Raw genomic sequence first — 19,517 nt, 5'->3', positions numbered from 1 at the left:
CTGTGGCCCCTGCCCGGGGCCGGGACGGCTGCTACGCTTGCCCGGTTTCCTCTTCTGGTGCCGTCCGCCCATGTCCCGAGTGCTGCCCCTGTCCCTCCTGCTGTCTGCCGTGCTGGCCGCTCCGGCCGCGCAGGCTGCGCCGACACCGATCACCATCGAACAGGCCATGGCCGACCCGGACTGGATCGGTCCCCCGGTGGAGAAGGCCTGGTGGTCGTGGAACAGCCAGCAGGTGGAGTACCAGCTCAAGCGCAACGGCAGCCTGGTGCGCGACACCTTCCGCCAGCCGATCGCCGGCGGCGTGGCCGCGCAGGTGGCCGATGACCAGCGTGGCAGCCTGGACGTGGCCGATCCGGTGTACGACCGCAGCCGCACGCGCAGCGCGTTCGTGCGCAATGGCGACGTGTTCGTGCGCGACCTGCGCAGCGGCGTACTGACCCAGCTGACCCGCAGCAACGAGCGCGCCAGCGGCGTGAACTTCGCCGCCGACAACGGCGTGATCTGGCGCGTGGGCCAGAACTGGTTCCACTGGACCGCCGCCAGCGGCGTGCAGCAGGTGGCCAGCCTGAAGGCCGACAAGGATCCCAGTACGCCGCCGAAGGCCGACGTGCTGCGCGACCAGCAGCTGCGCACGCTGGAAACCCTGCGCCGCGACCGCGAACAGCGCGAGGCGCTGAAGGACCAGGACCAGCGCTGGCGCCAGGCCGACCCGACCCGCGCACCGGGTCCGGTGTTCCTGGGTGCCGACGTGGAGATCGTCGACAGCGTGCTGTCGCCGGACCTGGGCCACCTGATCGTGACCACCAAGCCGAAGGACTTCGATGACGGCCGCGGCGGCAAGATGCCGCTGTACGTGACCGAGTCGGGCTATGAGGAAACCGAGGACACCCGTCAGCGCGTCGGCCGCAACGGCTTCGAGCCGCACACCCTGTGGTTCGTGGATGTACGCAGCGGCAAGGCCGATAAGCTGTCGCTGTCCAGCCTGCCCGGCATCGGCACCGATCCGCTGGCCGAGCTGCGCCGCAAGGCCGGCAAGGACGCACTGAAGGGCGACCGCAGCGTGCAGGTGATGAGCGACTTCATGGGCGGTGGCATCCGCTGGAGCGCCGACGGCCAGCAGGCCGCGGTGATGCTGCGCGCCAACGACAACAAGGACCGCTGGATCGTCAGCGTTGCTGCCGCCGACGGCCGCGTGCAGAACCGCCACCGGCTGACCGACAACGCCTGGATCAACTGGGGCTTCAACGATTTCGGCTGGATGGCCGATGGCCGCACGCTGTGGCTGCTGTCCGAGGAATCCGGCTTCTCGCACCTGTACACCCAGGCGGGTGGCGGCAAGCCGCAGGCGTTGACCAGCGGCAAGTGGGAAACCTCGGCGCCGGTGCTGTCGGCCGACGGCAAGCGCTTCTACTTCCTGTGCAACCAGCAGGCCCCGCATGACTACGAAGTCTGCGCGGTCGATACCGCTGCCCGCCAGGTGCGCGAGCTGACCAACCTCAATGGCGTGGAAGATTTCTCGCTGTCGCCGGACGGCCAGCAGCTGCTGGTGCGCTATTCCAGCGCCTACCTGCCGGCGCAGCTGGCGGTGGTGCCGAGTACCGGCGCCGGCCAGGCGCGCGTGCTGACCGATACCCGTACCGCCGAGTACAAGGCGCGCCAGTGGATCCAGCCGAAGCTGGTGGCGGTGCCGTCCAAGCATGGCGCCGGCGTGGTCTGGGCCAAGTACTACGCGCCGGAAAACAAGGAACCCGGCAAGAAGTACCCGGTCGTGATGTTCGTGCATGGTGCCGGCTACCTGCAGAACGTGCACCAGCGCTACCCGGCCTACTTCCGCGAGCAGATGTTCCACAACCTGCTGGTGCAGAAGGGCTACATCGTGCTGGACATGGACTACCGCGGCAGCGAAGGCTATGGCCGCGACTGGCGCACGGCGATCTACCGCAACATGGGCCACCCGGAGCTGGAAGACTACAAGGACGGCCTGGACTGGCTGGTCGACACCCAGCAGGGTGACCGTGACCACGCCGGCATCTACGGCGGCTCCTACGGCGGCTTCATGACCTTCATGGCCCTGTTCCGCTCGCCGGGCACGTTCAAGGCCGGCGCCGCACTGCGCCCGGTGGTCGACTGGCACCAGTACAACCACGGCTACACCAGCAACATCCTCAACACCCCGGACATCGATCCGGAGGCCTACCGCGTGTCCTCGCCGATCGAGTACGCACAGAACCTGCAGGACAACCTGCTGATCGCCCACGGCATGATGGACGACAACGTGTTCTTCCAGGATTCGGTGAACCTGACCCAGCGCCTGATCGAGCTGCACAAGGACAACTGGTCGATCGCGCCGTACCCGCTGGAGCGCCATGGCTACGTGCGTGCCGATTCCTGGCTGGACCAGTACAAGCGCATCCTCAAGCTGTTCGAGCAGAACCTGAAGTGAGTGCTGCCGCGGCCACGATCCACATCGTGGCCGCGGTCATCCTCGATGACCGTGGCCGGGCACTGGTGGTGCGCAAGCACGGTGCCAGCCGCTTCATCCAGCCAGGCGGCAAGCCCGACCCGGGCGAGGCCCCCTGCAGGCACTGGCACGCGAACTGGACGAGGAACTGGGCGTACGGCTGCACACCGCTTCGGCCATCGCGCTGGGGAGTTTCGAGGACTGGGCGGTGAACGAGCCCGGCCATCGCGTGCAGGCGCAGGCCTGGCGGGTGTGGATCGAAGGTGAGCCGTGCGCGCGTGCGGAGATCGCCGAACTGGCCTGGGTGCCGCTGCAGCCGCCGCACGGCCAGCCCTTGGCACCCTTGAGTGAACACCATATCCTGCCGGCGGCCGCTGCCTTGGCGACCGCCCGCTGACCCGGCGGGCATCGCTCACCCGGACAACGGATGTCATCCTCGATTCCCTCGATTCCAGCACCCGCCCCACCACCACCCAGCAACTGGGTCGGCGCGGTGGCGCAGGGCTCGTTCTGGCTGAGCCTGCTGGTCACCCTCTATTTCCTCGCGCAGGCGCTGATGGCCGCGGCACTGGCCCGCACCGGGTTCTGGACCACGCTGGTGACACTGGCATGGGAACAGCAGCTCGACGGCAGCCTGTGGTGGATGCTGAAGCACCCGGCGGCCACCTCGCTGCTGGTTGCCCTGCTCTGCCTGTTCTCGACCCTGGCCAGCTGGGGCCTGTGGCGCGAGCGACGCTGGGGCCTGTGGGCCTATGTGTGGATGCTGGGCCTGAGCGCGCTGACCAACTTCGTGATCGCCTGGTGGATGGACCGCCTGCTGCTGGTGTTGATCGCGCTGCTCGCCAGCGACCCCACGGCACAGCATGAGCTGCAGGTGCAGCGTGTGCTGTTCACGCTGACCCTGGTCGGTACCTCGGTGCTGTTCGCAGGGCTGCAGGGCTGGCTCGGCTGGCGCCTGCTGCGACCGGACATCCGCGCGCGCTTCCGCTGAACCTCTCCCCGCCTTCCGCACGACAAGGATGCCGCATGCCCGCCCTGCTCCGGATGTTGCTGACCGTCACTGCGCTGCTGCTGGCCACCCCGCCGGCGCCGGCCGCAACCTCCGCTGCCACGCCCGCGCCGCTGCGATGTGGCCGGTACGTCAATGCGCAGAATGACACCGCACTGGTGATCGACTCACAGAGCCGGGGCCGCCGCCTGGCGACGGGCTTTGATCCCGAATCGCTGCAGATCCAACGCGATGGCAACGGCCTGGTGCTGGTCAACCTGGATGACGGCGTGGCAACAGCGCTCACTGCCAGTGCTGATGGCAGACGCATCAACGACACGCTGCAGGACTACCAGCTGCGTGCACCGGCGGACTGCCAGCCGGTAGCCGTGAACGCCGCCGGCAGCTGCCTGGCCGATGCGAACCGCTGCATGGCTCGCCTGCACGCGGCGACGCCGCCGCAGCTGCTGACCGCCTGCCAACAGGGCGTGGGCGCGGCCTGCAGCGGCCTGTTGTTGAGCTACGTGGACGATGCGCTCCTCGCTGCCGCGTCTGCCAAGGGCGTAGCGCTGGCTACCGCCGCACCGGCGCCCTGCACCACCGATGCGGAGCGCGAGGAGGTACTGACCTGCCGTGATGCCCGTCGTGACGCGTTGGCCGCCGCCGTGGCACAGGCCAGCGGCCAGGCGTTCGCCCGTGGCATCGATCCAGCGTGGGTGGAACTGCCGGCGGCGCAGCGCGACCAGTTGCAGCAGCTGTGCCTGCAGCAGCGCGCTGGCCGCTTCTGCACCGAAGTGGCCGAGCAGCAGTTGAACGCGCGCGATCCACGGGCGGCCGTGCAGGCGTTGCAGGTGGTCTGCGACAGCGGTCGCTACAGCGCATGCGAACGGGTCGAGCCCCTGCAGGCACTCGGTGCCGCGCTGCGCCTGGTCGATGCGACCGAGCCGCCCTGTGGCCTGTACCGGGCCGACGGCGGCACGATCGATGCGGTTGTGTTCGGCGACGATGGCCACGCGACGATCGGTAGCCAGCGCTCGCAGGTGCGACTGCTGGACGGTGCCATCCACCTGCGCAATGACCACGGCAGCGATCATGTGCTGCGCCTGCTGGCCAATGGCGACCTGCTGGGCATGGATGCCTGGACCGGCTACCAGCGTTACCAGCGGCAGCCGGGCACGACGCAATGCGCAGCCAGCGAGGGCCCGCGCACGTCCCTGCGGTAAAGTACGCGCCATGAACGAATTCGAGCGCGTTCGCGCCTACCTCACCGACCTGCAGGACCGCATCTGTGCGGCGATCGAGTCCGCCGATGGCCGGGCACGCTTCCAGGAAGACCTGTGGCAGCGTGCCGAGGGCGGCGGCGGTCGCACCCGCGTACTGCGCGATGGCGCGGTGTTCGAGCAGGCCGGTATCGGCTTTTCCGATGTGGCGGGCAGCCGCCTGCCGCCGTCGGCCTCGGCCAACCGGCCGGAACTGGCCGGCGCCTCGTGGCGCGCCACCGGTGTGTCGCTGGTGTTCCACCCACTCAACCCCTACGTGCCGACCACCCACGCCAACGTGCGCTTCTTCCAGGCCCAGCGCGATGGCGAAGTGGTGGCCAGCTGGTTCGGCGGTGGCTTCGACCTGACCCCGTTCTACCCGTTCGACGAGGACGTGCAGCACTGGCATCGGGTGGCACGCGATCTGTGTGCACCGTTCGGTGAAGAGCGCTACGCGTCGCACAAGCGCTGGTGCGACGAGTATTTCTTCCTGCGCCACCGCAATGAGACGCGCGGCGTGGGCGGTCTGTTCTTCGATGATCTGCACGGCGATTTCGAACACGATTTCGCCTACCTGCGCGCGGTCGGCGATGGCTTCCTCGATGCCTACCTGCCGATCGTGCAGCAGCGCAAGGACACGCCCTACGGCGAACGCGAGCGCGAGTTCCAGCTGTACCGCCGTGGCCGCTACGTGGAGTTCAACCTGGTCTACGACCGCGGCACGCTGTTCGGCCTGCAGAGCGGCGGCCGCAGCGAGAGCATCCTGATGAGCCTGCCCCCGCGCGTGCGCTGGGAGTACGGCTTCAGCCCGGAAGACGGCAGCGCCGAAGCGCGCCTGGCCGATTACCTGGTGCCCCGCGACTGGCTGTAGGCGCTTCGGGCACAGGACGCTGCACGCGTTGCCGCTGCGCAATCCCGGCACCGCCGCCCGCGTGGCGGTGGCCCCGCTGCGGCGTGCTCGACTGCGGCGTGCGCCGCTTCATTCCCCCTCTTGTTTTGAATCAAGGAAGACCGTGATGCCCGTTGTTGTTTCCCCACGCCGGATGACCACCTGGCGCGCCATGCTGCTGCTCGCGCTGGCCGTGCCCAGCCTGCCGGTGGCTGCGCAGTCGATGGCCTGCGGCACTTACCTGCAGGACGATGGCAACGCCAGCCTGACCATCGAAAGCGAGGCCCACGGCTTCCTTTCGGGCCCCTACCAGGCCACGGAACGGCTGCGGCTGGTACGCCAGGACAACCTGCTGGGCACCGGCAACCTGTCCACCGGCCGCCTGGAGAACTGGGAGTTCAGCGACAACGACCGCACGGTCACCGGCGGATACCACACGTTCCACCTGAAAGCAGCGGCCGCCTGCAAGCCGGTACCGGAGATGGTCGAAGGCAGCTGCATGGCCGACACCAGCGACTGCCTGGAGGCACTGCCCGAGGCCGCGCCCACGCAGCTGCACGCTTGGTGCAGCGAGGGCGTGGAGGCGGCCTGCACCCAGCTCCAGGAGACCTACCAGCGCCAGGCCGAGGAGGCGCAGCCGCAGCGTGCCCAGGCCGAACCGCAGATGCCGCCCTACTGCCGCGAAGACGCATCGCCCGAGGAGGGAGAAGCCTGCATGGCCGTCATGAAGGCCATGGCCGGCGAACTGATGGGCAGGGCGGTGATGGGCCTGGAGCGGACGCTGGACGCACCGCTGCCCGCAGCGCAGCTGGACGAACTGGCGGCGCTGTGCGCGCAGCAGCAGGGCGAGTCGTTCTGCAGCAACGTGGCCGAGGCGCTGTGGAACGGCGGACGCCTGCAGCAGGCGCAGCAGGCCCTGCAGCGCTCCTGCACGCAGCGCGAGGGCAGTTACGCCTGCGGCCCGGCCAAGGGCCTGGCGATGCTGACCCCGCTGGCGCCGGCGGCGCTGACCCCGGTCGCGGCTACCGCGCTTCCCTGCGGCCGCTTCGAGGCCGAGCTTGGCCTGCTGTCGCCGCTGCGGTTCCTGGATGCCGGCCTGGTCGAAGTGGAGGGTGTCGGCACCCGCCTGCGCGCACGCGTGCAGGACGGCAGGATCCTGATCAGTCGTGACGTCGGCAGCGATTTCGTACTGCAGCCACTGAGCAACGGAACCCTGGCCGGGATGGACAAGGACAACCGCTACGGCTACTACCAGCGCATGGACAAGTCCGCGACGAGCTGCCAGCCGCCGCCGGCATTCGTGGAGATTCCGCAGCCGCTGGACTGCCCGATCCTGGCCCGCAAGGGCGGTGCCGCGTCATGCTGCAACGACGGCAAGCTGCTCGGCTGCAAGGTCGCGGGTGAGGAACTGCACAGCGCGGAGAAGTGGGCGCAGGCCCAGCCCTATTTCATCAAGCTGTGCAGCGCCGGCGTGCGCGATGGCTGCCTGGGGCTCGCCGCAGGCTATGCACATACTGCCGACCCCAAGGTACCGCAGACGATGGCGGCGATCTGCGCCAAGGACGGCAAGGGCACCCATGTAGCCTGCGATGTGGACGCCACACGTGACTGGGCCGGCATGAAGGCGCAGGCCGCGGAGCAATAGCGGCAAGCGCAGCGCCACGAAGGCCCACCGCGCCCGCTCACTCGTCCTTGCGCTTGGGAATGATGGTGATGTGGCCGTTGGTTTCCAGCAGTGCCAGTTCCACCTCTTCCACGCCAATGCAGCTCTGCTGGCGCATGGCGACCTCAAAGTCGGCGCGGCTGACCAGCTCGCGCCGCAGCACACTGTCGAACAGCTTGCCGTTGCGCGCGATCACCACCGGTTCGCCCTCGATCAGCCGTTCCATGCGGCGGCTGCGGGCGGTGATCCAGCCTACGCCATAGTTCAGCAGGATCAGCGTGGCGGCCAGCAGCAGGCCGCCGGCCAGCGAGGTATCGGTGCCCAGCAATGCGTTCTGCACCGCGTTGCCCAGCAGCACGATCAGCAGCACGTCGAACGGGGTGACCTGCCCCAGCGCGCGCTTGCCGCTGAGCCGCACCATGCCCAGTACTACTGCATAGACCACCACGGCGCGCAGGATGAATTCCCACCACGGCATCGCCAAGGCGAACAGATCGGGCATTGCGGGTTCCCTGCTTGGCGGTGGCCCAGCGTGGCGCAGCAGCGCACAAATAAAAAGCCCCGCTGACCAGGGGGAGGTCAACGGGGCCGGGGAACGGGCGCTTGGGGAGGAGCCCCCGTTCCGAGATCTGCTCCAGGGGATGGGAGAGATCCACGACAGGCATTGCGCCTGTCGGGAGTTATAGAAGCACTCCGAACACTAACGGTTCGTGAAGGGGCCCAATTTAATAAGCGACCCTCAGGGGAACATTCATGTTCGAGTCAGAAATATCATGCAAATGAACGAATTCACGGCGTTTTCGGCCTGAACGCGACTCAGTGCGCCTCATCCCAATTGCTGCCGGTACCGGTATCAACCACCAACGGCACTCGCAACTGTGCCGCTTGCGACATGCGCTGCACGACATTGCTACGCAGTTCTTCGATGAAACCGGCCTCGGCTTCGAACACCAGTTCATCGTGCACCTGCAGGATCATCCGCGCCGGGGCGCCGCTGTCGCGCAGCCACTGGTCTACATCGACCATGGCGCGCTTGATGATGTCGGCGGCGGTGCCCTGCATCGGTGCGTTGATCGCCGCACGTTCAGCGCCCGCACGCAGGCCCTGGTTACGTGCATGAATGTCGTTCAGGTACAGGCGACGACCGAACAGGGTCTCCACGTAGCCCTGCTCGCGGGCCTGCTCGCGCATGCGCTCCATGAAGTCACGCACGCCCGGATAGCGGCTGAAGTACAGCGCCACGTAATCCTGCGCCTGGCCACGGTCGATGCCGAGGTTGCGGGCCAGTCCAAACGCGCTCATGCCGTACATCAGGCCGAAGTTGATCGCTTTGGCCGCGCGACGCTCGTTGCTGGTCACTTCTTCCAGGGTGCGGCCGAACACCTCGGCGGCGGTGGCGCGGTGCACGTCGGCGCCCTGCTCGAAGGCACGCACCAGGCCCGGATCTCCGGACAGGTGGGCCATGATCCGCAGCTCGATCTGCGAATAGTCGGCCGCCAGCAGCTGGAAGCCTTCCGGGGCGATGAACGCGCGGCGGATGCGGCGGCCATCCTCGGTGCGGATCGGGATGTTCTGCAGGTTCGGATCGGACGAGGACAGGCGGCCGGTGGCGGCACCGGACTGGTGGTAGCTGGTGTGCACCCGGCCGGTTTCGGGGTTGACCATCTCCGGCAGCTTGTCGGTATAGGTGCTGCGCAGTTTGGCCAGGCCACGGTACTCGAGGATCACCCGGGGCAGCTCATGCTGTTCGGCAATCGCCTCCAGCGCCTCTTCGTTGGTGCTGGGCTGGCCCTTGGGGGTCTTCACCACCGCCGGCAGCTTCAGCTCGTCGAACAGCACCGCCTGCAACTGCTTGGGCGAATCCAGGTTGAAGCTGCGCCCGGCCAGTTCGGTGGCCTTCTGCTGCGCGGCCAGCATGCGCGAGGACAGGTCCTGGCTCTGCCGGCGCAGTTCGTCGGTGTCGATCCGCACGCCATTGGCTTCGATGCTGGCCAGCACCGGCACCAGCGGCATCTCGATGCTGCGGTACACGCTGTCCAGGGTCGGTTCGGCCAGCAGCTGCGGCTGCAGCGCGTGGTGCAGGCGCAGGGTGATGTCGGCGTCTTCGGCGGCGTAGCGGCCGGCCTCGTCGATGCCCACCTGCGAGAACGAAATCTGCTTGGCGCCCTTGCCTGCCACGTCCTCGAACTTGATGGTGCTGTAGCCCAGGTAACGCAGGGCCAGCGAATCCATGTCGTGGCGGGTGGCGGTGGAATTGAGCACGAAGCTCTCAAGCATGGTGTCGTCGTGGTAGCCCTGCACGTCCACGCCATGGCGGCGCAGCACGTGCAGGTCGTACTTGCCATGCTGGCCCAGCTTCTTCTTCGCCGGGTCCTGCAGCACCGGCCGCAGCGCATCGAGCACCTGCGCCAATGGCAACTGTGCCGGCGCGCCGGGATAGTCGTGGCCGACCGGGATGTAGGCGGCCCTGCCCGGCTCCACCGCCAGGCTGATGCCGACCAGGCGCGCGCGCATCGCATCCAGTGCGTCGGTTTCGGTGTCGAAGCTGATCAGGTCAGCCTGCTGCACGCGCGCAACCCAGGCCTGCAGCTGCTCGGTGGTCAGCACGGTCTCGTACTCGCCGGGCGCCGACAGCGCCGGATCGAGCTCGCTGGCGGGCGGCGCTTCGGCGCTGCCACGGGCAAAGCCGGCCGCGGTGCCACGCAGGCTCGGCGTCGCGTCGTTGGCCACTGCAGGCGCCGGTACCGGCCCGCCCAGTTCCTTCAATGCCTGGGTGAAGCCGTAACGCAGGTACAGCTCGCCCAGGGTGGGCACATCCGGATCGCGCAGGGCCAGCGTGGTCGGGCTGGCGTCCAGCGCGACGTCGGTGCGGATGGTCACCAGCTCCTTGTTCAGCGGCAAGCGCTCCAGCGCGGCGCGCAGGTTCTCGCCGATCTTGCCCTTCATGGTCGGCGCTGCTGCCATCACCCCGTCCAGATGCTGGTATTCGGCCAGCCACTTGGCAGCGGTCTTCGGTCCGCACTTCTCCACGCCGGGCACGTTGTCCACGGCATCGCCCATCAGCGCCAGCAGGTCGACGATCTGGTCGGCGTGCACGCCGAACTTGTCCATCACCGCCGCGTCCGAATCCATGCGGCTGCCGGTCATGGTGTTGACCAGCTCGATGCCCGGGCGGACCAGCTGGGCGAAATCCTTGTCGCCGGTGGAAATGGTGACCTTCAGGTCCTGTGCCACGCCCTGCAGGGCCAGGGTGCCGATCACATCGTCGGCCTCCACGCCATCGATGCGCAGGATGCTGATGCCCAGCGCTTCGACGATGCGGCACATCGGCTCGACCTGGCTGCGCAGTTCATCGGGCATCGGCGGGCGGTTGGCCTTGTACTGGTCGTACAGGGCATCGCGGAAGGTCTTGCCGGGGGCATCGACGACGAAGGCGACGTAGGCCGGGCGCTCCTTCAGCGTCGAGCGCAGCATGTTGACCACGCCGAACAGCGCGCCGGTGGGCTCACCCTGTGCATTGGACAGGGGCGGCAGCGCGTGGAACGCGCGGTACAGGTAACTGGACCCGTCGATCAGGACTAATCTGCTCATGTGTCGATTCTACGCGCCTGTTCCTGCATCGCGGCGACACGGCAGCGACGCGGCGTTGGGGCATAATCAAGGCTCTTTCCAGGCAAAGGCCCCGCCGATGAAGACCCTGATGCTGGCTTCCCTGCTCCTGCTTGCTGGCTGTGCCAGCATGGGCGGCGCGGGCGCTCCCCCGGTGGACGTCAAGGGCGCCGATGTTTCCAAGCGCACGATGGACAACGGCGACACCATCGAGGAATACCGGGTGTCCGGCCAGTTGCGCATGGTCAAGGTGACGCCGGCACGTGGCGCCCCGTTCTACATGTATGACAAGAACGGCGATGGCCGCTTCGACAATGACAAGGATGGCGTGTCGCCGGTGTACTGGAAGCTGTACAGCTGGTGATGTGGTTGCGGTAGGTGCGCGCCATCCACGCATGGCGTGGATCTACCGGGCATTGCGGTGGCCCCATCCACGCATGGCGTGGACCTTTGACGGTGAACTGGAGTAGATCCACGCCATGCGTGGATGCTCTTCGGGCCGCCGGAAAAAACAACGCCGGCGCGCATCCTGCGGCCGGCGTCGGGTCCCCTCCCCGGGAACGCTTCCGTATCAGCGGATGACCAGCACCGGCAGCGTGCTGCGCGCCAGCACCTCCGCGGTCTGGCTGCCCAGCAGCACGCGGGTGACGCCGCGGCGGCCGTGCGAGGTCATTACGATCAGATCGCTGTTGCGCTGCCCCGCCGTCTCGATGATGCCGTCGGCCGCGTAGCGGTCCAGCACATGCACCGGATTGGCGGTGATGCCCTGCTCGGCCGCCTTGGCCAGGGCCGGCTGCAGCACCTTCTGCGCGCCTTCCTCGCGGTCGGCCTTGTACTCCGGACTGTTCATGTAGCCCACGCTCCAGCCCATGGCGTCGTACATGCCGACGGCCCAAGGCTCGGAGACGGTGACGATGTCGACCTCGGCGTTGAGGTCCTTGGCCAGCTCCAGGCCCTTGGCCAGGCCCTTGTCGGCCAGCTCGGAACCGTCGGTGGCGATCAGGATGCGCTTGTACATGGTGGGGCTCCGCGGTGATCCAGCCAGTGGGAACGACACCATTACACAGCCTGTGTGGAGATCGTGCCTTGCGCAGGATCAATCCGGCAGCGCGCAGCGATGCCTGCGCGGCCGGGCATGATCGGCGCAGGCGCCACCAGCTTGCTCATCCTGACCACTGCGGCGCATGCTGGGCGGGCGGCACCGCGCCGCCTTCAGGGACGACAGACATGCAGAACGACAGACCACCCGTCTGGAGCTCCGGGAAGTCCATCCTGATCGCCGCGATCATCGCGTTGGCGGTGCTGTTCGGCGCCTATCACGTCGGCAAGGACATGGCGCTGCGCGACAACGCCCGGCAGTCAGCGGGCCGCTGACACGCGCCTGTAGAGGCGAGCCCACGCTCGGCTGCTCTCGACGCTACCCGGATCCGTCATGAGCGCTGCGCAGACTCAATATCCGGAAGACCAGAAGGCTCCTTCCGCCACGGCCTCCGGATCGATCTGCGCAACCGCCTGCAGGAAGGCCTGCTTGCTTTCCACGCCGTAGGCAAACTCGCACAGGCATTCGGCAAAGCGAAGCAGATCCCGGTTGACGAACATGCGCGCGTCGCCGTTGTCGTGATCCCACAGCACCACTTCGCCACTGGCCGCGTCGATGGCCAGCAGGTTGCCGCCGCCATCATGGCCGAGCGCCCTGCCGGGCTCCGGCAGCAGGGCAGAGACCTCGACCGCACGCTCGGCATCGAAGAACGAGAGAAACGGTGCCGCCTGGCGCGGCAGACCCTGCTCGCTGAGCAGCCGCCGTGCATCCGGGCCCAGCCACGCCGGCAGGGTCTCCAGTGGGTGCCGTTGGAAGGCGAAGAGATCGGCCAGATCCGGATCCTCCTCCAGCAGCTCGGCCGGCACCGCCGGCAGCAGTGCCGTCAGCATCTCCTCGAAATGGGTCACGACTACGGGTGTCCCACCGCAGGCCGGATCCGCGTCCTCCATGGTCATGAGGCCCAGCCCTCAGGCGATCTGCACCACGCGTGCGTTCTGGCACAGCGGGTAGCTGCCGACGAATTCAGCGATCGCATCACGCATCGTCTCGAACGACTGGCCGTACATGTACAGCGCGGTCTCGCTCGGGCCCTGCCACCAGCTGCAGATCTCGCCCAGGCCATCGATGCGCTCGGACAGCTGCTCGAACACGTGGTTCGAATCGCACTGCTCGTACACCTCGTCCGGCAGGGTCAGGCCATCCAGGTAGATGCCCAGGCCTTCGGTCACGCCGAAGCTGCGGTCGGCCTCGCCTGCACCCTGAACCTGCGAACCCTTCGGTGCCCCCAGCTGCTCCAGCAGGTCGACCAGCTTGGGCACGCCTGCGGCATCGACCAGTGCCACTTCGATATCGCCGTACTCGACTTCGCCCTCGTCGGACATCGCGGTACCGCCACCGGTGATCCCGCCCAGCTCGGCCGCCTGCAGCAGCGCATCCAGCGGATCCTCGAACAGCTCATGTCGATGCTCGGGCTGCAGCCTGGCGTTCAACTTCACGGTGACATGCAGCGTGGGTTCGGTCATGAGGGCGTTCTTGGGAGATGTGGCCGCCATTGTAGAGCCGAAGGTAGCGACAGGAGCCGCTGCCAACGTCGCTTGCGACGGCCTGAAGGGTGACAGTCAGCACGAGCGGCATAGCCCATGCTCGGCTGCCTTTTGTAGAGTCGAGCCGTGCTCGGCTGCCTTTCCCCGCAGAATCAGCCGAGCGTGGGCTCGGCCCTGCAATCACTGCGATCAGCGCAGGAACGGGATCACTTTGCGCTTGAGCAGTTCCACCAGCACCGGGCCCATGTACTCGTAGTCATCGGGAATATCCAGGCAGATCACCCGCTTGCCGTTCAACCATGCCTTGTAGCGGCTGGAAAGCCGGTTGCGGTGCGCCCGCTCCATCACGAACACCAGATCGGCCCATTGCAGCAGCTCGGGGCTGAGCACTTCCTCGGCGTCGGCGAGCAGCCCGGCCGAGGCGGTTTCGACGCCCGGCCAATCGGCGAACACCTGCTCGACCGTCGGGCTGCGCAGGCGGTTCTGGCTGCAGAGGAAGAGCACGTTGCGGGTCATGAGCACTCGCCTTTGTAGAGCCGAGCCCGTGCTCGGCTGCTTTCCATCGCGTTGGGGTCAGAGCCCTCCTACGGGAGGGATCCGACCCCGGCGTTGATCAGATCACCGTCAGGTTGGCATACGCCATCACCAGCCACTTGCTGCCGGCGTCGGCGAACTCGATCTGCACGCGCGCGTGGGCACCGTTGCCTTCGTAGTCGGTCACCATGCCTTCGCCGAACTTGGGATGGTTGACCAGCGCACCCAGCTTGATCGGCGGCGTTTCGATGGCGGCGTGTCCCATCACCCGGCTTGCGCCCATCGACGCCGGCCGCGACACCTGCACCTTCGGCCGCACTTCGTGCAGCAGCTCGCGCGGGATCTCGCGCAGGAAACGCGAAGGCAGGCTGTAGTTGTCCTGGCCGTGGATGCGCCGCGATTCGGCGTAGCTGAGCACCAGCTTCTGCCGCGCGCGGGTGATGCCGACGTAGGCCAGCCGGCGCTCTTCCTCCAGCCGCCCGCTTTCCTCCAGCGACCGTGCACTGGGGAACAGCCCCTCTTCCACGCCGGCCAGGAACACCAGCGGAAATTCCAGGCCCTTGGCCGAGTGCAGCGTCATCAGCTGCACGCCTTCCTCGCCGGCCTGCGCCTGGCCTTCACCGGCCTCCAGCGCCGCGTAGGCCAGGAACGCGACCAGCTCGTCCATGTCCTCGCCCACTTCCTCGATGTCGTCGGCACGGCGCACGAAGCGCGAGGCCACCGACACCAGTTCGTCGAGGTTGTCGGTGCGCGATTCCGAATCCAGCGCGTTGCGGCTTTCCTTGCTCCAGTGCTCGCGCAGCTGCGAGCGGGCCAGCACGTGGTCCACGCGCTCGGCCAGGGTCATGTGCACAGTCTGCGCCTGCAGCTCGTTGACCAGCACCAGGAAGCCGGCCAGCGCATTGCGGGCTCGTGCCGCCAGTGCGCTGCCCTGGGTCACCAGCATGGTGGCTTCCCACAGCGAGATGCCCTGGGCGCGCGCTTCGCGGCGCACTTCGTCCAGCGTGCGGTCACCGATGCCACGCGTGGGCGTATTCACCGCGCGCTCGAATGCAGCGTCGTCGTTGCGGTTGGACAGCAGGCGCAGGTAGGCCAGCGCATCCTTCACTTCGGCGCGCTCGAAGAAGCGCATGCCGCCATACACGCGATACGGCACTTGCTCGCTCAGCAGCGCTTCTTCCAGCGCGCGCGACTGCGCGTTGCTGCGGTAGAGCACGGCCACTTCGGTGTAGCTGCCACCATCGCGCACCCACTGCCGTGCACGCTCGACGATGTAGCGCGCCTCGTCCATCTCGTTGTACGCCGCGTACAGGTCGATCGGCTCGCCATCACCACTGTCGGTCCACAGCTGCTTGCCGATGCGGTCCGGGTTGTGCGCGATCACCGCGTTGGCGGCGTTGAGGATGTTGGCGGTGGAACGGTAGTTCTGCTCCAGGCGGATGGTCTGCGCGCCCGGGAAATCGCGCAGGAAGCCCTGCACGTTCTCGACCTTGGCACCGCGCCAGCCGTAGATGGCCTGGTCATCATCACCGACCACGAACACGTGGCCCTCGTGCCCGGCCAGCACGCGCACGAAGGCGTACTGGATGGCGTTGGTATCCTGGAATTCGTCCACCAGGATCTCGCGGAACCGCGCGCGGTAGTGCGACAGCAACGGCGGATTGTCGCGCAGCAGTTCGTGCGCGCGCAGCAGCAGCTCGGCGAAATCGACCAGGCCGGCACGGTCACACCGCGCCTGGTACTCGGCGTAAGCTTGGCGCATGGTTTCCAGCCACGCATCGTTCGGCTCGGGCTGGATGTGCTGCGGGCGGCGGCCCTCATCCTTCTGCGCGTTGATCCACCAGGCAATCTGCTTGGGCGGGTACTTGCCGTCATCCAGCTCCAGCGCCTGCACCACGCGCTTGACCAGCCGCAGCTGGTCGTCCGAATCCATCACCTGGAAGCCTTCAGGCAGCTTCGCATCCTGCCAGTGCAGGCGCAGCAGGCGGTTGGCCAGGCCGTGGAAGGTGCCGATCCACATGCCGCGGCTGCCATGCGGCAGCTGCGCGTCGATGCGATGGCGCATCTCGCCGGCGGCCTTGTTGGTGAAGGTCACCGCGAAAATGCCGTGGGTCGGCACGCCTTCGACTTCATGCAGCCAGGCAATGCGGTGGGTGAGTACGCGCGTCTTGCCCGACCCGGCACCGGCCAGCACCAGGTGGTGACCGAGGGGAGCGGAGACGGCTTCGCGCTGGGCCGGGTTCAGGCCATCAAGCAAGTGGGAGACATCCATGCCTCCATTTTACGGCATCGACGTCGCAGCTCCTGCGACCACCTGCGTGGCAAGTGCCTGCGCCTGCTGACGCAGTTCAGGCACCGCCAGGCTTTCCCACAGGCTGCCGATGCGCAGGCTGCCGAGTACCCCCAGGCGCGCCTGTGGCTGGCCACCCGCTGCACACAGCCGGTCGCCCGGCACGCTGCTGTCCAGGCCCAGCCCATGCGGGCCGGGGCGGGCCAGCCCATCGGCCTGCAGCTGTTGCAACAGGGGATTGCGCAGTGCCGAGGCGCGGGTCTCCACACCGGTGGCATTGACCACCGCAGCGATCGTCCACTGCACGTTGCCGCCGCCCGCCTCGCGGCCCGACAGCCGCAGGGCATCACCGTCGCGCCACACGCGCTGCAGGCGCGCGCGGTGAACGCGCAGCTGGCCGCTGGTCTGCAGCGCCTGCAACTGCTCGGCAACCGGTTCAGCAATGCGATGGCGGTGCACGTCCCAGTAGCGCACCACGTGGCGCAGGAAGCGGCGCTGGTCGGCGGCGTCCAGGCTGCACCAGAGCGCTTGCCCATGCGGGCGGATGCGATCCATCACGCCCTGCCAGGGCATGCCGTCGGCCTGCGCCTTGCGCGCGTGCTGGCGCAGTACGCGCAGGCGCTGGCGCAGGGTCATCGGCAGCAGCTCCTGCGGGTCGAACGCCGGCAGGCCGCCGTGGGCGTGCGGCAATGGCAGCAGGCCGTGGCGCGAGATCACGTGCAGCGGCCCTCTATGGCCGCCGGCCACCAACGCCAGCACGGTGTCGGCCATGCTCAGCCCGGAGCCGACGATGGCCAGGGCATGGTCACTGGCCAGCGTGCGTACGCCGTCGTAATCCCAGGCCTCGACCACGTCATCGGCAGATAGCGCATCGGCGCCGTCCACCGGCAGCGGCCGCATGCTGTTGCCGGTGGCGATCACCACCTGCGCTGCATGCAATGTTTGGCCATCGCCCAGCTGCAACTGGTAACCGTGGTCATCCGGATGCAACGCCAACACCGGCTGGACCACCATCTGCAATCGCGCCGCACTGGCCGCTTCGGCCTCGCGCAGGCGCTGCTGCAGGTAGGCAGCGAAGTAGTGGCGACACACATAACGCTCGCCCAGCACTTCGCGCGCCTCGCCCGGGTAGGCGTTGGCGGCCTGCAGGAAATCGAGGAAGTCGCCGGGCTCGTCGGCCAAGGCGCTCATCTTCGCCGCCGGCACGTTCAGCAGGTGCTCCGGCCACGGCGTGGCATAGGCAATGCCCTGTGCCAGCTGCGAGGCCGGCTCGAAGATGGCCAACGCCAGCGGCGCTCGGGCCTGGCGCAACACCTGGATCGCCACCAGCACCCCGGCCGCACCACCGCCGATGATCGCCAGGTCCAGTTCGCCACTACGCGGTGAATCAGTCATGCGCCGATTGTAGGCCATCGGCCCTGCCCGGCTGGCGCTGGCCTACATCAAGGCATCGGCCAGGCGCGCGATGCCCTCGCGGCTGCGCAGCCACGCGGGACGCTTGCGCCACTGCGCCAGGTCCAGCAGGCGCGACTGGCGCAGGTAGTCGTCTTCGATGACGCGCAATTGCGTGACCAGCTGACGGTTGTAGCAGATCAGGCCGATCTCGGCATTCAGCGCGAACGAACGGATATCCATGTTGATCGACCCGAGCACAGCGATGTCCTCATCCACGCTCATGTGCTTGGCATGCAGGAACTGCGGCTCGTACAGCGCGATCTGCACCCCGCAGCGCAGCAGCTCGTCGTAGTAGGCCTCCTGCGCCCACGAGGTCAGCCGCTGGTTGTTGCTGGCCGACAGGATCAGCTGCACCTGCACGCCGGACAGCGCGGCGATGCGCAGTGCACTCAGCGTTGCTTCGTCGGGCACGAAGTAGGGCGTGACCATCACCAGCCGGCGCCGGGCAAGATGGATCAGCGCGGCCACCGCATCGCGCGCGTTGCTGTAGGGGTATGCCGGGCCGCTGGGCAGCAGCTGGGTGGCGATGTCCTCGCTGCACACCGGCACGTCGGCGATGACCTCCAGGCGCTGCCCGGTTTCGATGTACCAGTCGCTGGCGAACACCGCTTCAAGGTGCGCCACCGCAGGCCCACGCACGCGCGCCACCAGCTCGCGGTTGGGGTGGCCGGCAACGAATTCAGGGCGCGCCAGGTTCTGCGAACCGACATAGCCCACTTCGTTGTCGATCACCGCGATCTTGCGATGGTTGCGCAGGTCCATGCGCCCGCTGCGGCGCCAGCGCAAGCCGCCGGGCAGCATCGCGCGCACTTCGATGTCACGTGACCGCAGCCGCTTGCTGTACGCGCGCAGGCCCCGCTTGGCGCCGACCGCATCCAGCAGCACGCGGCACTGCACGCCACGCGCTGCGGCACGCTGCAGGGCTTCGACGATGGCCTCGCCCACCGTGTCATCGAACATCAGGTAGTACAGCAGGTGCACCCGGTCCTGGGCCTGGTCGATGTCGGCGATCAGGGTGTGCAGCGATTCGTTGTAGTCGGTCAGCAGGTCGACCGCGTTGCCGTGCACCGGCATGAAATCGCCCTGGCGCTGCACCAACGGCACCACTTCGGCGCTGGCGGTATCGGCATGCGGCGTCCAGCGCAGGCGGCGCTGCAGCGCCTGTTCTTCACGGATGACCTGCGAGGCCTCGGCCTGCCGGCGGATGCGCTCGCGCGACAGCCACGGATGTCCGAACAGCAGGTACAGCGGCAGGCCCAGCAGCGGCACGAAGCCGACCAGCAGCAGCCAGCTGCGCGCCGCGCCCGGCGTAGTGCGGGTGGGGATCCAGCACAGCGCCACCAGCCGGATCAGCCAGTCGATCAACAGCAGGTACGAGCCCAGCAGCCACTCGAACAGCATCGCGTCGCCCGTGGGGAGGTGTGGGGCCATTCTGCCCAGCGGGGTGTGCAGAGTCGAGCAGCGCTGGGGACAGCGTGCCGACCAACGGTCGGCACCCACCGGGGTCGGAACGTGTCGACCAAGGTCGACACCTACCGGGGGGCGGGGGGCACAAAAAAACCCGCCACGAGGGCGGGTTTTTTCGGAAGCGACCCGCAATCCTTGCGGATTACTTGATCTTGCCTTCCTTGTACGGGACGTGCTTGCGCACGACCGGATCGTACTTGGAGAATTCCATCTTCCCCGGGGTGTTCTTCTTGTTCTTGTCGGTCGTGTAGAAGTGACCGGTACCAGCGGTCGAAATCATACGGACCTTATCGCGCTTGCCTGCCATGATCGTCTACTC

Annotated in this window: 17 protein-coding genes and 1 pseudogene; 8 read left to right on the top strand and 10 right to left on the bottom strand. The window is 67.6% G+C overall.

Going from position 1 to position 19,517, the window contains the following annotated elements; genetic code table 11:
- Nucleotides 1-70 precede the first annotated feature (70 nt).
- The 6 genes and pseudogenes from TEP_RS00520 to TEP_RS00495 all read left to right on the top strand — a co-directional run bounded on the left by TEP_RS00520 (nt 71) and on the right by TEP_RS00495 (nt 7,242).
- Complete coding sequence (locus TEP_RS00520; RefSeq protein ID WP_132823654.1) at nt 71-2,443, top strand: S9 family peptidase; 2,373 nt, start codon at nt 71-73, stop codon at nt 2,441-2,443.
- Nucleotides 2,440-2,858: pseudogene (locus tag TEP_RS00515) on the top strand (NUDIX domain-containing protein). The gene TEP_RS00520 and the pseudogene TEP_RS00515 overlap by 4 nt, the downstream one beginning before the upstream one ends.
- Nucleotides 2,859-2,888: 30 nt before the next feature.
- On the top strand, nt 2,889-3,452 hold the full coding sequence (locus TEP_RS00510) for a hypothetical protein (RefSeq protein ID WP_132823652.1): 564 nt from the start codon (nt 2,889-2,891) through the stop codon (nt 3,450-3,452).
- A 35-nt stretch (nt 3,453-3,487) separates the two neighbouring features.
- Nucleotides 3,488-4,672: a hypothetical protein gene (locus TEP_RS00505; protein ID WP_132823650.1), complete on the top strand. Its 1,185-nt coding sequence runs from the start codon at nt 3,488-3,490 to the stop codon at nt 4,670-4,672.
- Nucleotides 4,673-4,682: 10 nt separating this feature from the next.
- On the top strand, nt 4,683-5,579 hold the full coding sequence (gene hemF / locus TEP_RS00500; protein WP_132823648.1) for an oxygen-dependent coproporphyrinogen oxidase: 897 nt from the start codon (nt 4,683-4,685) through the stop codon (nt 5,577-5,579).
- A gap of 145 nt (nt 5,580-5,724) precedes the next feature.
- Nucleotides 5,725-7,242 (top strand): hypothetical protein, encoded by a 1,518-nt coding sequence (locus TEP_RS00495; RefSeq protein WP_132823646.1) that lies wholly within the window; start codon nt 5,725-5,727, stop codon nt 7,240-7,242.
- A 37-nt stretch (nt 7,243-7,279) separates the two neighbouring features.
- On the opposite strand, the gene TEP_RS00490 is transcribed toward TEP_RS00495, so the two are convergent.
- Both TEP_RS00490 and polA read right to left on the bottom strand, forming a co-directional pair.
- Nucleotides 7,280-7,762, bottom strand: coding sequence for a YetF domain-containing protein (locus TEP_RS00490; protein ID WP_132823644.1), 483 nt, complete (start codon nt 7,760-7,762; stop codon nt 7,280-7,282).
- A gap of 314 nt (nt 7,763-8,076) precedes the next feature.
- Nucleotides 8,077-10,851, bottom strand: a complete 2,775-nt coding sequence (gene polA / locus TEP_RS00485; RefSeq protein ID WP_132823642.1) for a DNA polymerase I — start codon at nt 10,849-10,851, stop codon at nt 8,077-8,079.
- Between the two features lie 97 nt (nt 10,852-10,948).
- Here polA and TEP_RS00480 point away from each other — a divergent pair, with 97 nt between their 5' ends.
- On the top strand, nt 10,949-11,233 hold the full coding sequence (locus TEP_RS00480; protein WP_025878043.1) for a DUF2782 domain-containing protein: 285 nt from the start codon (nt 10,949-10,951) through the stop codon (nt 11,231-11,233).
- 207 nt (nt 11,234-11,440) lie between these two features.
- Here TEP_RS00480 and TEP_RS00475 read toward each other — a convergent pair whose 3' ends face one another.
- Nucleotides 11,441-11,887 (bottom strand): universal stress protein, encoded by a 447-nt coding sequence (locus tag TEP_RS00475; RefSeq protein WP_025878044.1) that lies wholly within the window; start codon nt 11,885-11,887, stop codon nt 11,441-11,443.
- Nucleotides 11,888-11,955: 68 nt separating this feature from the next.
- On the opposite strand from TEP_RS00475, the gene TEP_RS00470 reads away from it, so the two are divergent.
- The gene (locus tag TEP_RS00470; RefSeq protein WP_132823640.1) at nt 11,956-12,243 is read left to right on the top strand and encodes a hypothetical protein; all 288 of its coding nucleotides are present in this window, start codon (nt 11,956-11,958) and stop codon (nt 12,241-12,243) included.
- Between the two features lie 75 nt (nt 12,244-12,318).
- Here TEP_RS00470 and TEP_RS00465 read toward each other — a convergent pair whose 3' ends face one another.
- From TEP_RS00465 to rpmG, 7 genes are all read right to left on the bottom strand, one after another.
- A complete protein-coding gene (locus TEP_RS00465; RefSeq protein WP_165933878.1) occupies nt 12,319-12,816 on the bottom strand; it encodes an SUKH-4 family immunity protein in 498 nt (165 codons plus the stop codon).
- 60 nt (nt 12,817-12,876) lie between these two features.
- Nucleotides 12,877-13,431, bottom strand: coding sequence for a hypothetical protein (locus TEP_RS00460; RefSeq protein WP_132823636.1), 555 nt, complete (start codon nt 13,429-13,431; stop codon nt 12,877-12,879).
- Between the two features lie 210 nt (nt 13,432-13,641).
- Entirely contained in the window at nt 13,642-13,968 is a 327-nt protein-coding gene (locus TEP_RS00455) for a low molecular weight protein tyrosine phosphatase family protein (protein WP_132823634.1), read from the bottom strand.
- A 97-nt stretch (nt 13,969-14,065) separates the two neighbouring features.
- Complete coding sequence (gene uvrD / locus TEP_RS00450) at nt 14,066-16,258, bottom strand: DNA helicase II (protein WP_132823632.1); 2,193 nt, start codon at nt 16,256-16,258, stop codon at nt 14,066-14,068.
- Nucleotides 16,259-16,267: 9 nt separating this feature from the next.
- Entirely contained in the window at nt 16,268-17,689 is a 1,422-nt protein-coding gene (locus TEP_RS00445) for an FAD/NAD(P)-binding protein (RefSeq protein ID WP_132823630.1), read from the bottom strand.
- Between the two features lie 24 nt (nt 17,690-17,713).
- Complete coding sequence (gene cls / locus TEP_RS00440) at nt 17,714-19,132, bottom strand: cardiolipin synthase (protein ID WP_132826412.1); 1,419 nt, start codon at nt 19,130-19,132, stop codon at nt 17,714-17,716.
- Nucleotides 19,133-19,340: 208 nt separating this feature from the next.
- Entirely contained in the window at nt 19,341-19,508 is a 168-nt protein-coding gene (rpmG, locus tag TEP_RS00435; RefSeq protein WP_170272460.1) for a 50S ribosomal protein L33, read from the bottom strand.
- Nucleotides 19,509-19,517 lie beyond the last annotated feature (9 nt).

The organism is Stenotrophomonas sp. TEPEL, from assembly GCF_004348785.1.
GTDB lineage: Bacteria > Pseudomonadota > Gammaproteobacteria > Xanthomonadales > Xanthomonadaceae > Stenotrophomonas > Stenotrophomonas indicatrix.
This window is presented reverse-complemented; position numbering and strand designations above follow the sequence as displayed.

Excerpts from the sequence above, each read along its gene's own strand:
- TEP_RS00520 (WP_132823654.1), top strand. The coding sequence starts at position 71 with ATGTCCCGAGTGCTGCCCCTGTCCCTCCTGCTGTCTGCCGTGCTGGCC.
- TEP_RS00510 (WP_132823652.1), top strand. The coding sequence starts at position 2,889 with ATGTCATCCTCGATTCCCTCGATTCCAGCACCCGCCCCACCACCACCC.
- TEP_RS00505 (WP_132823650.1), top strand. The coding sequence starts at position 3,488 with ATGCCCGCCCTGCTCCGGATGTTGCTGACCGTCACTGCGCTGCTGCTG.
- hemF (WP_132823648.1), top strand. The coding sequence starts at position 4,683 with ATGAACGAATTCGAGCGCGTTCGCGCCTACCTCACCGACCTGCAGGAC.
- TEP_RS00495 (WP_132823646.1), top strand. The coding sequence starts at position 5,725 with ATGCCCGTTGTTGTTTCCCCACGCCGGATGACCACCTGGCGCGCCATG.
- TEP_RS00490 (WP_132823644.1), bottom strand. The coding sequence starts at position 7,762 with ATGCCCGATCTGTTCGCCTTGGCGATGCCGTGGTGGGAATTCATCCTG.
- polA (WP_132823642.1), bottom strand. The coding sequence starts at position 10,851 with ATGAGCAGATTAGTCCTGATCGACGGGTCCAGTTACCTGTACCGCGCG.
- TEP_RS00480 (WP_025878043.1), top strand. The coding sequence starts at position 10,949 with ATGAAGACCCTGATGCTGGCTTCCCTGCTCCTGCTTGCTGGCTGTGCC.
- TEP_RS00475 (WP_025878044.1), bottom strand. The coding sequence starts at position 11,887 with ATGTACAAGCGCATCCTGATCGCCACCGACGGTTCCGAGCTGGCCGAC.
- TEP_RS00460 (WP_132823636.1), bottom strand. The coding sequence starts at position 13,431 with ATGACCGAACCCACGCTGCATGTCACCGTGAAGTTGAACGCCAGGCTG.
- TEP_RS00455 (WP_132823634.1), bottom strand. The coding sequence starts at position 13,968 with ATGACCCGCAACGTGCTCTTCCTCTGCAGCCAGAACCGCCTGCGCAGC.
- uvrD (WP_132823632.1), bottom strand. The coding sequence starts at position 16,258 with ATGGATGTCTCCCACTTGCTTGATGGCCTGAACCCGGCCCAGCGCGAA.
- TEP_RS00445 (WP_132823630.1), bottom strand. The coding sequence starts at position 17,689 with ATGGCCTACAATCGGCGCATGACTGATTCACCGCGTAGTGGCGAACTG.
- cls (WP_132826412.1), bottom strand. The coding sequence starts at position 19,132 with ATGCTGTTCGAGTGGCTGCTGGGCTCGTACCTGCTGTTGATCGACTGG.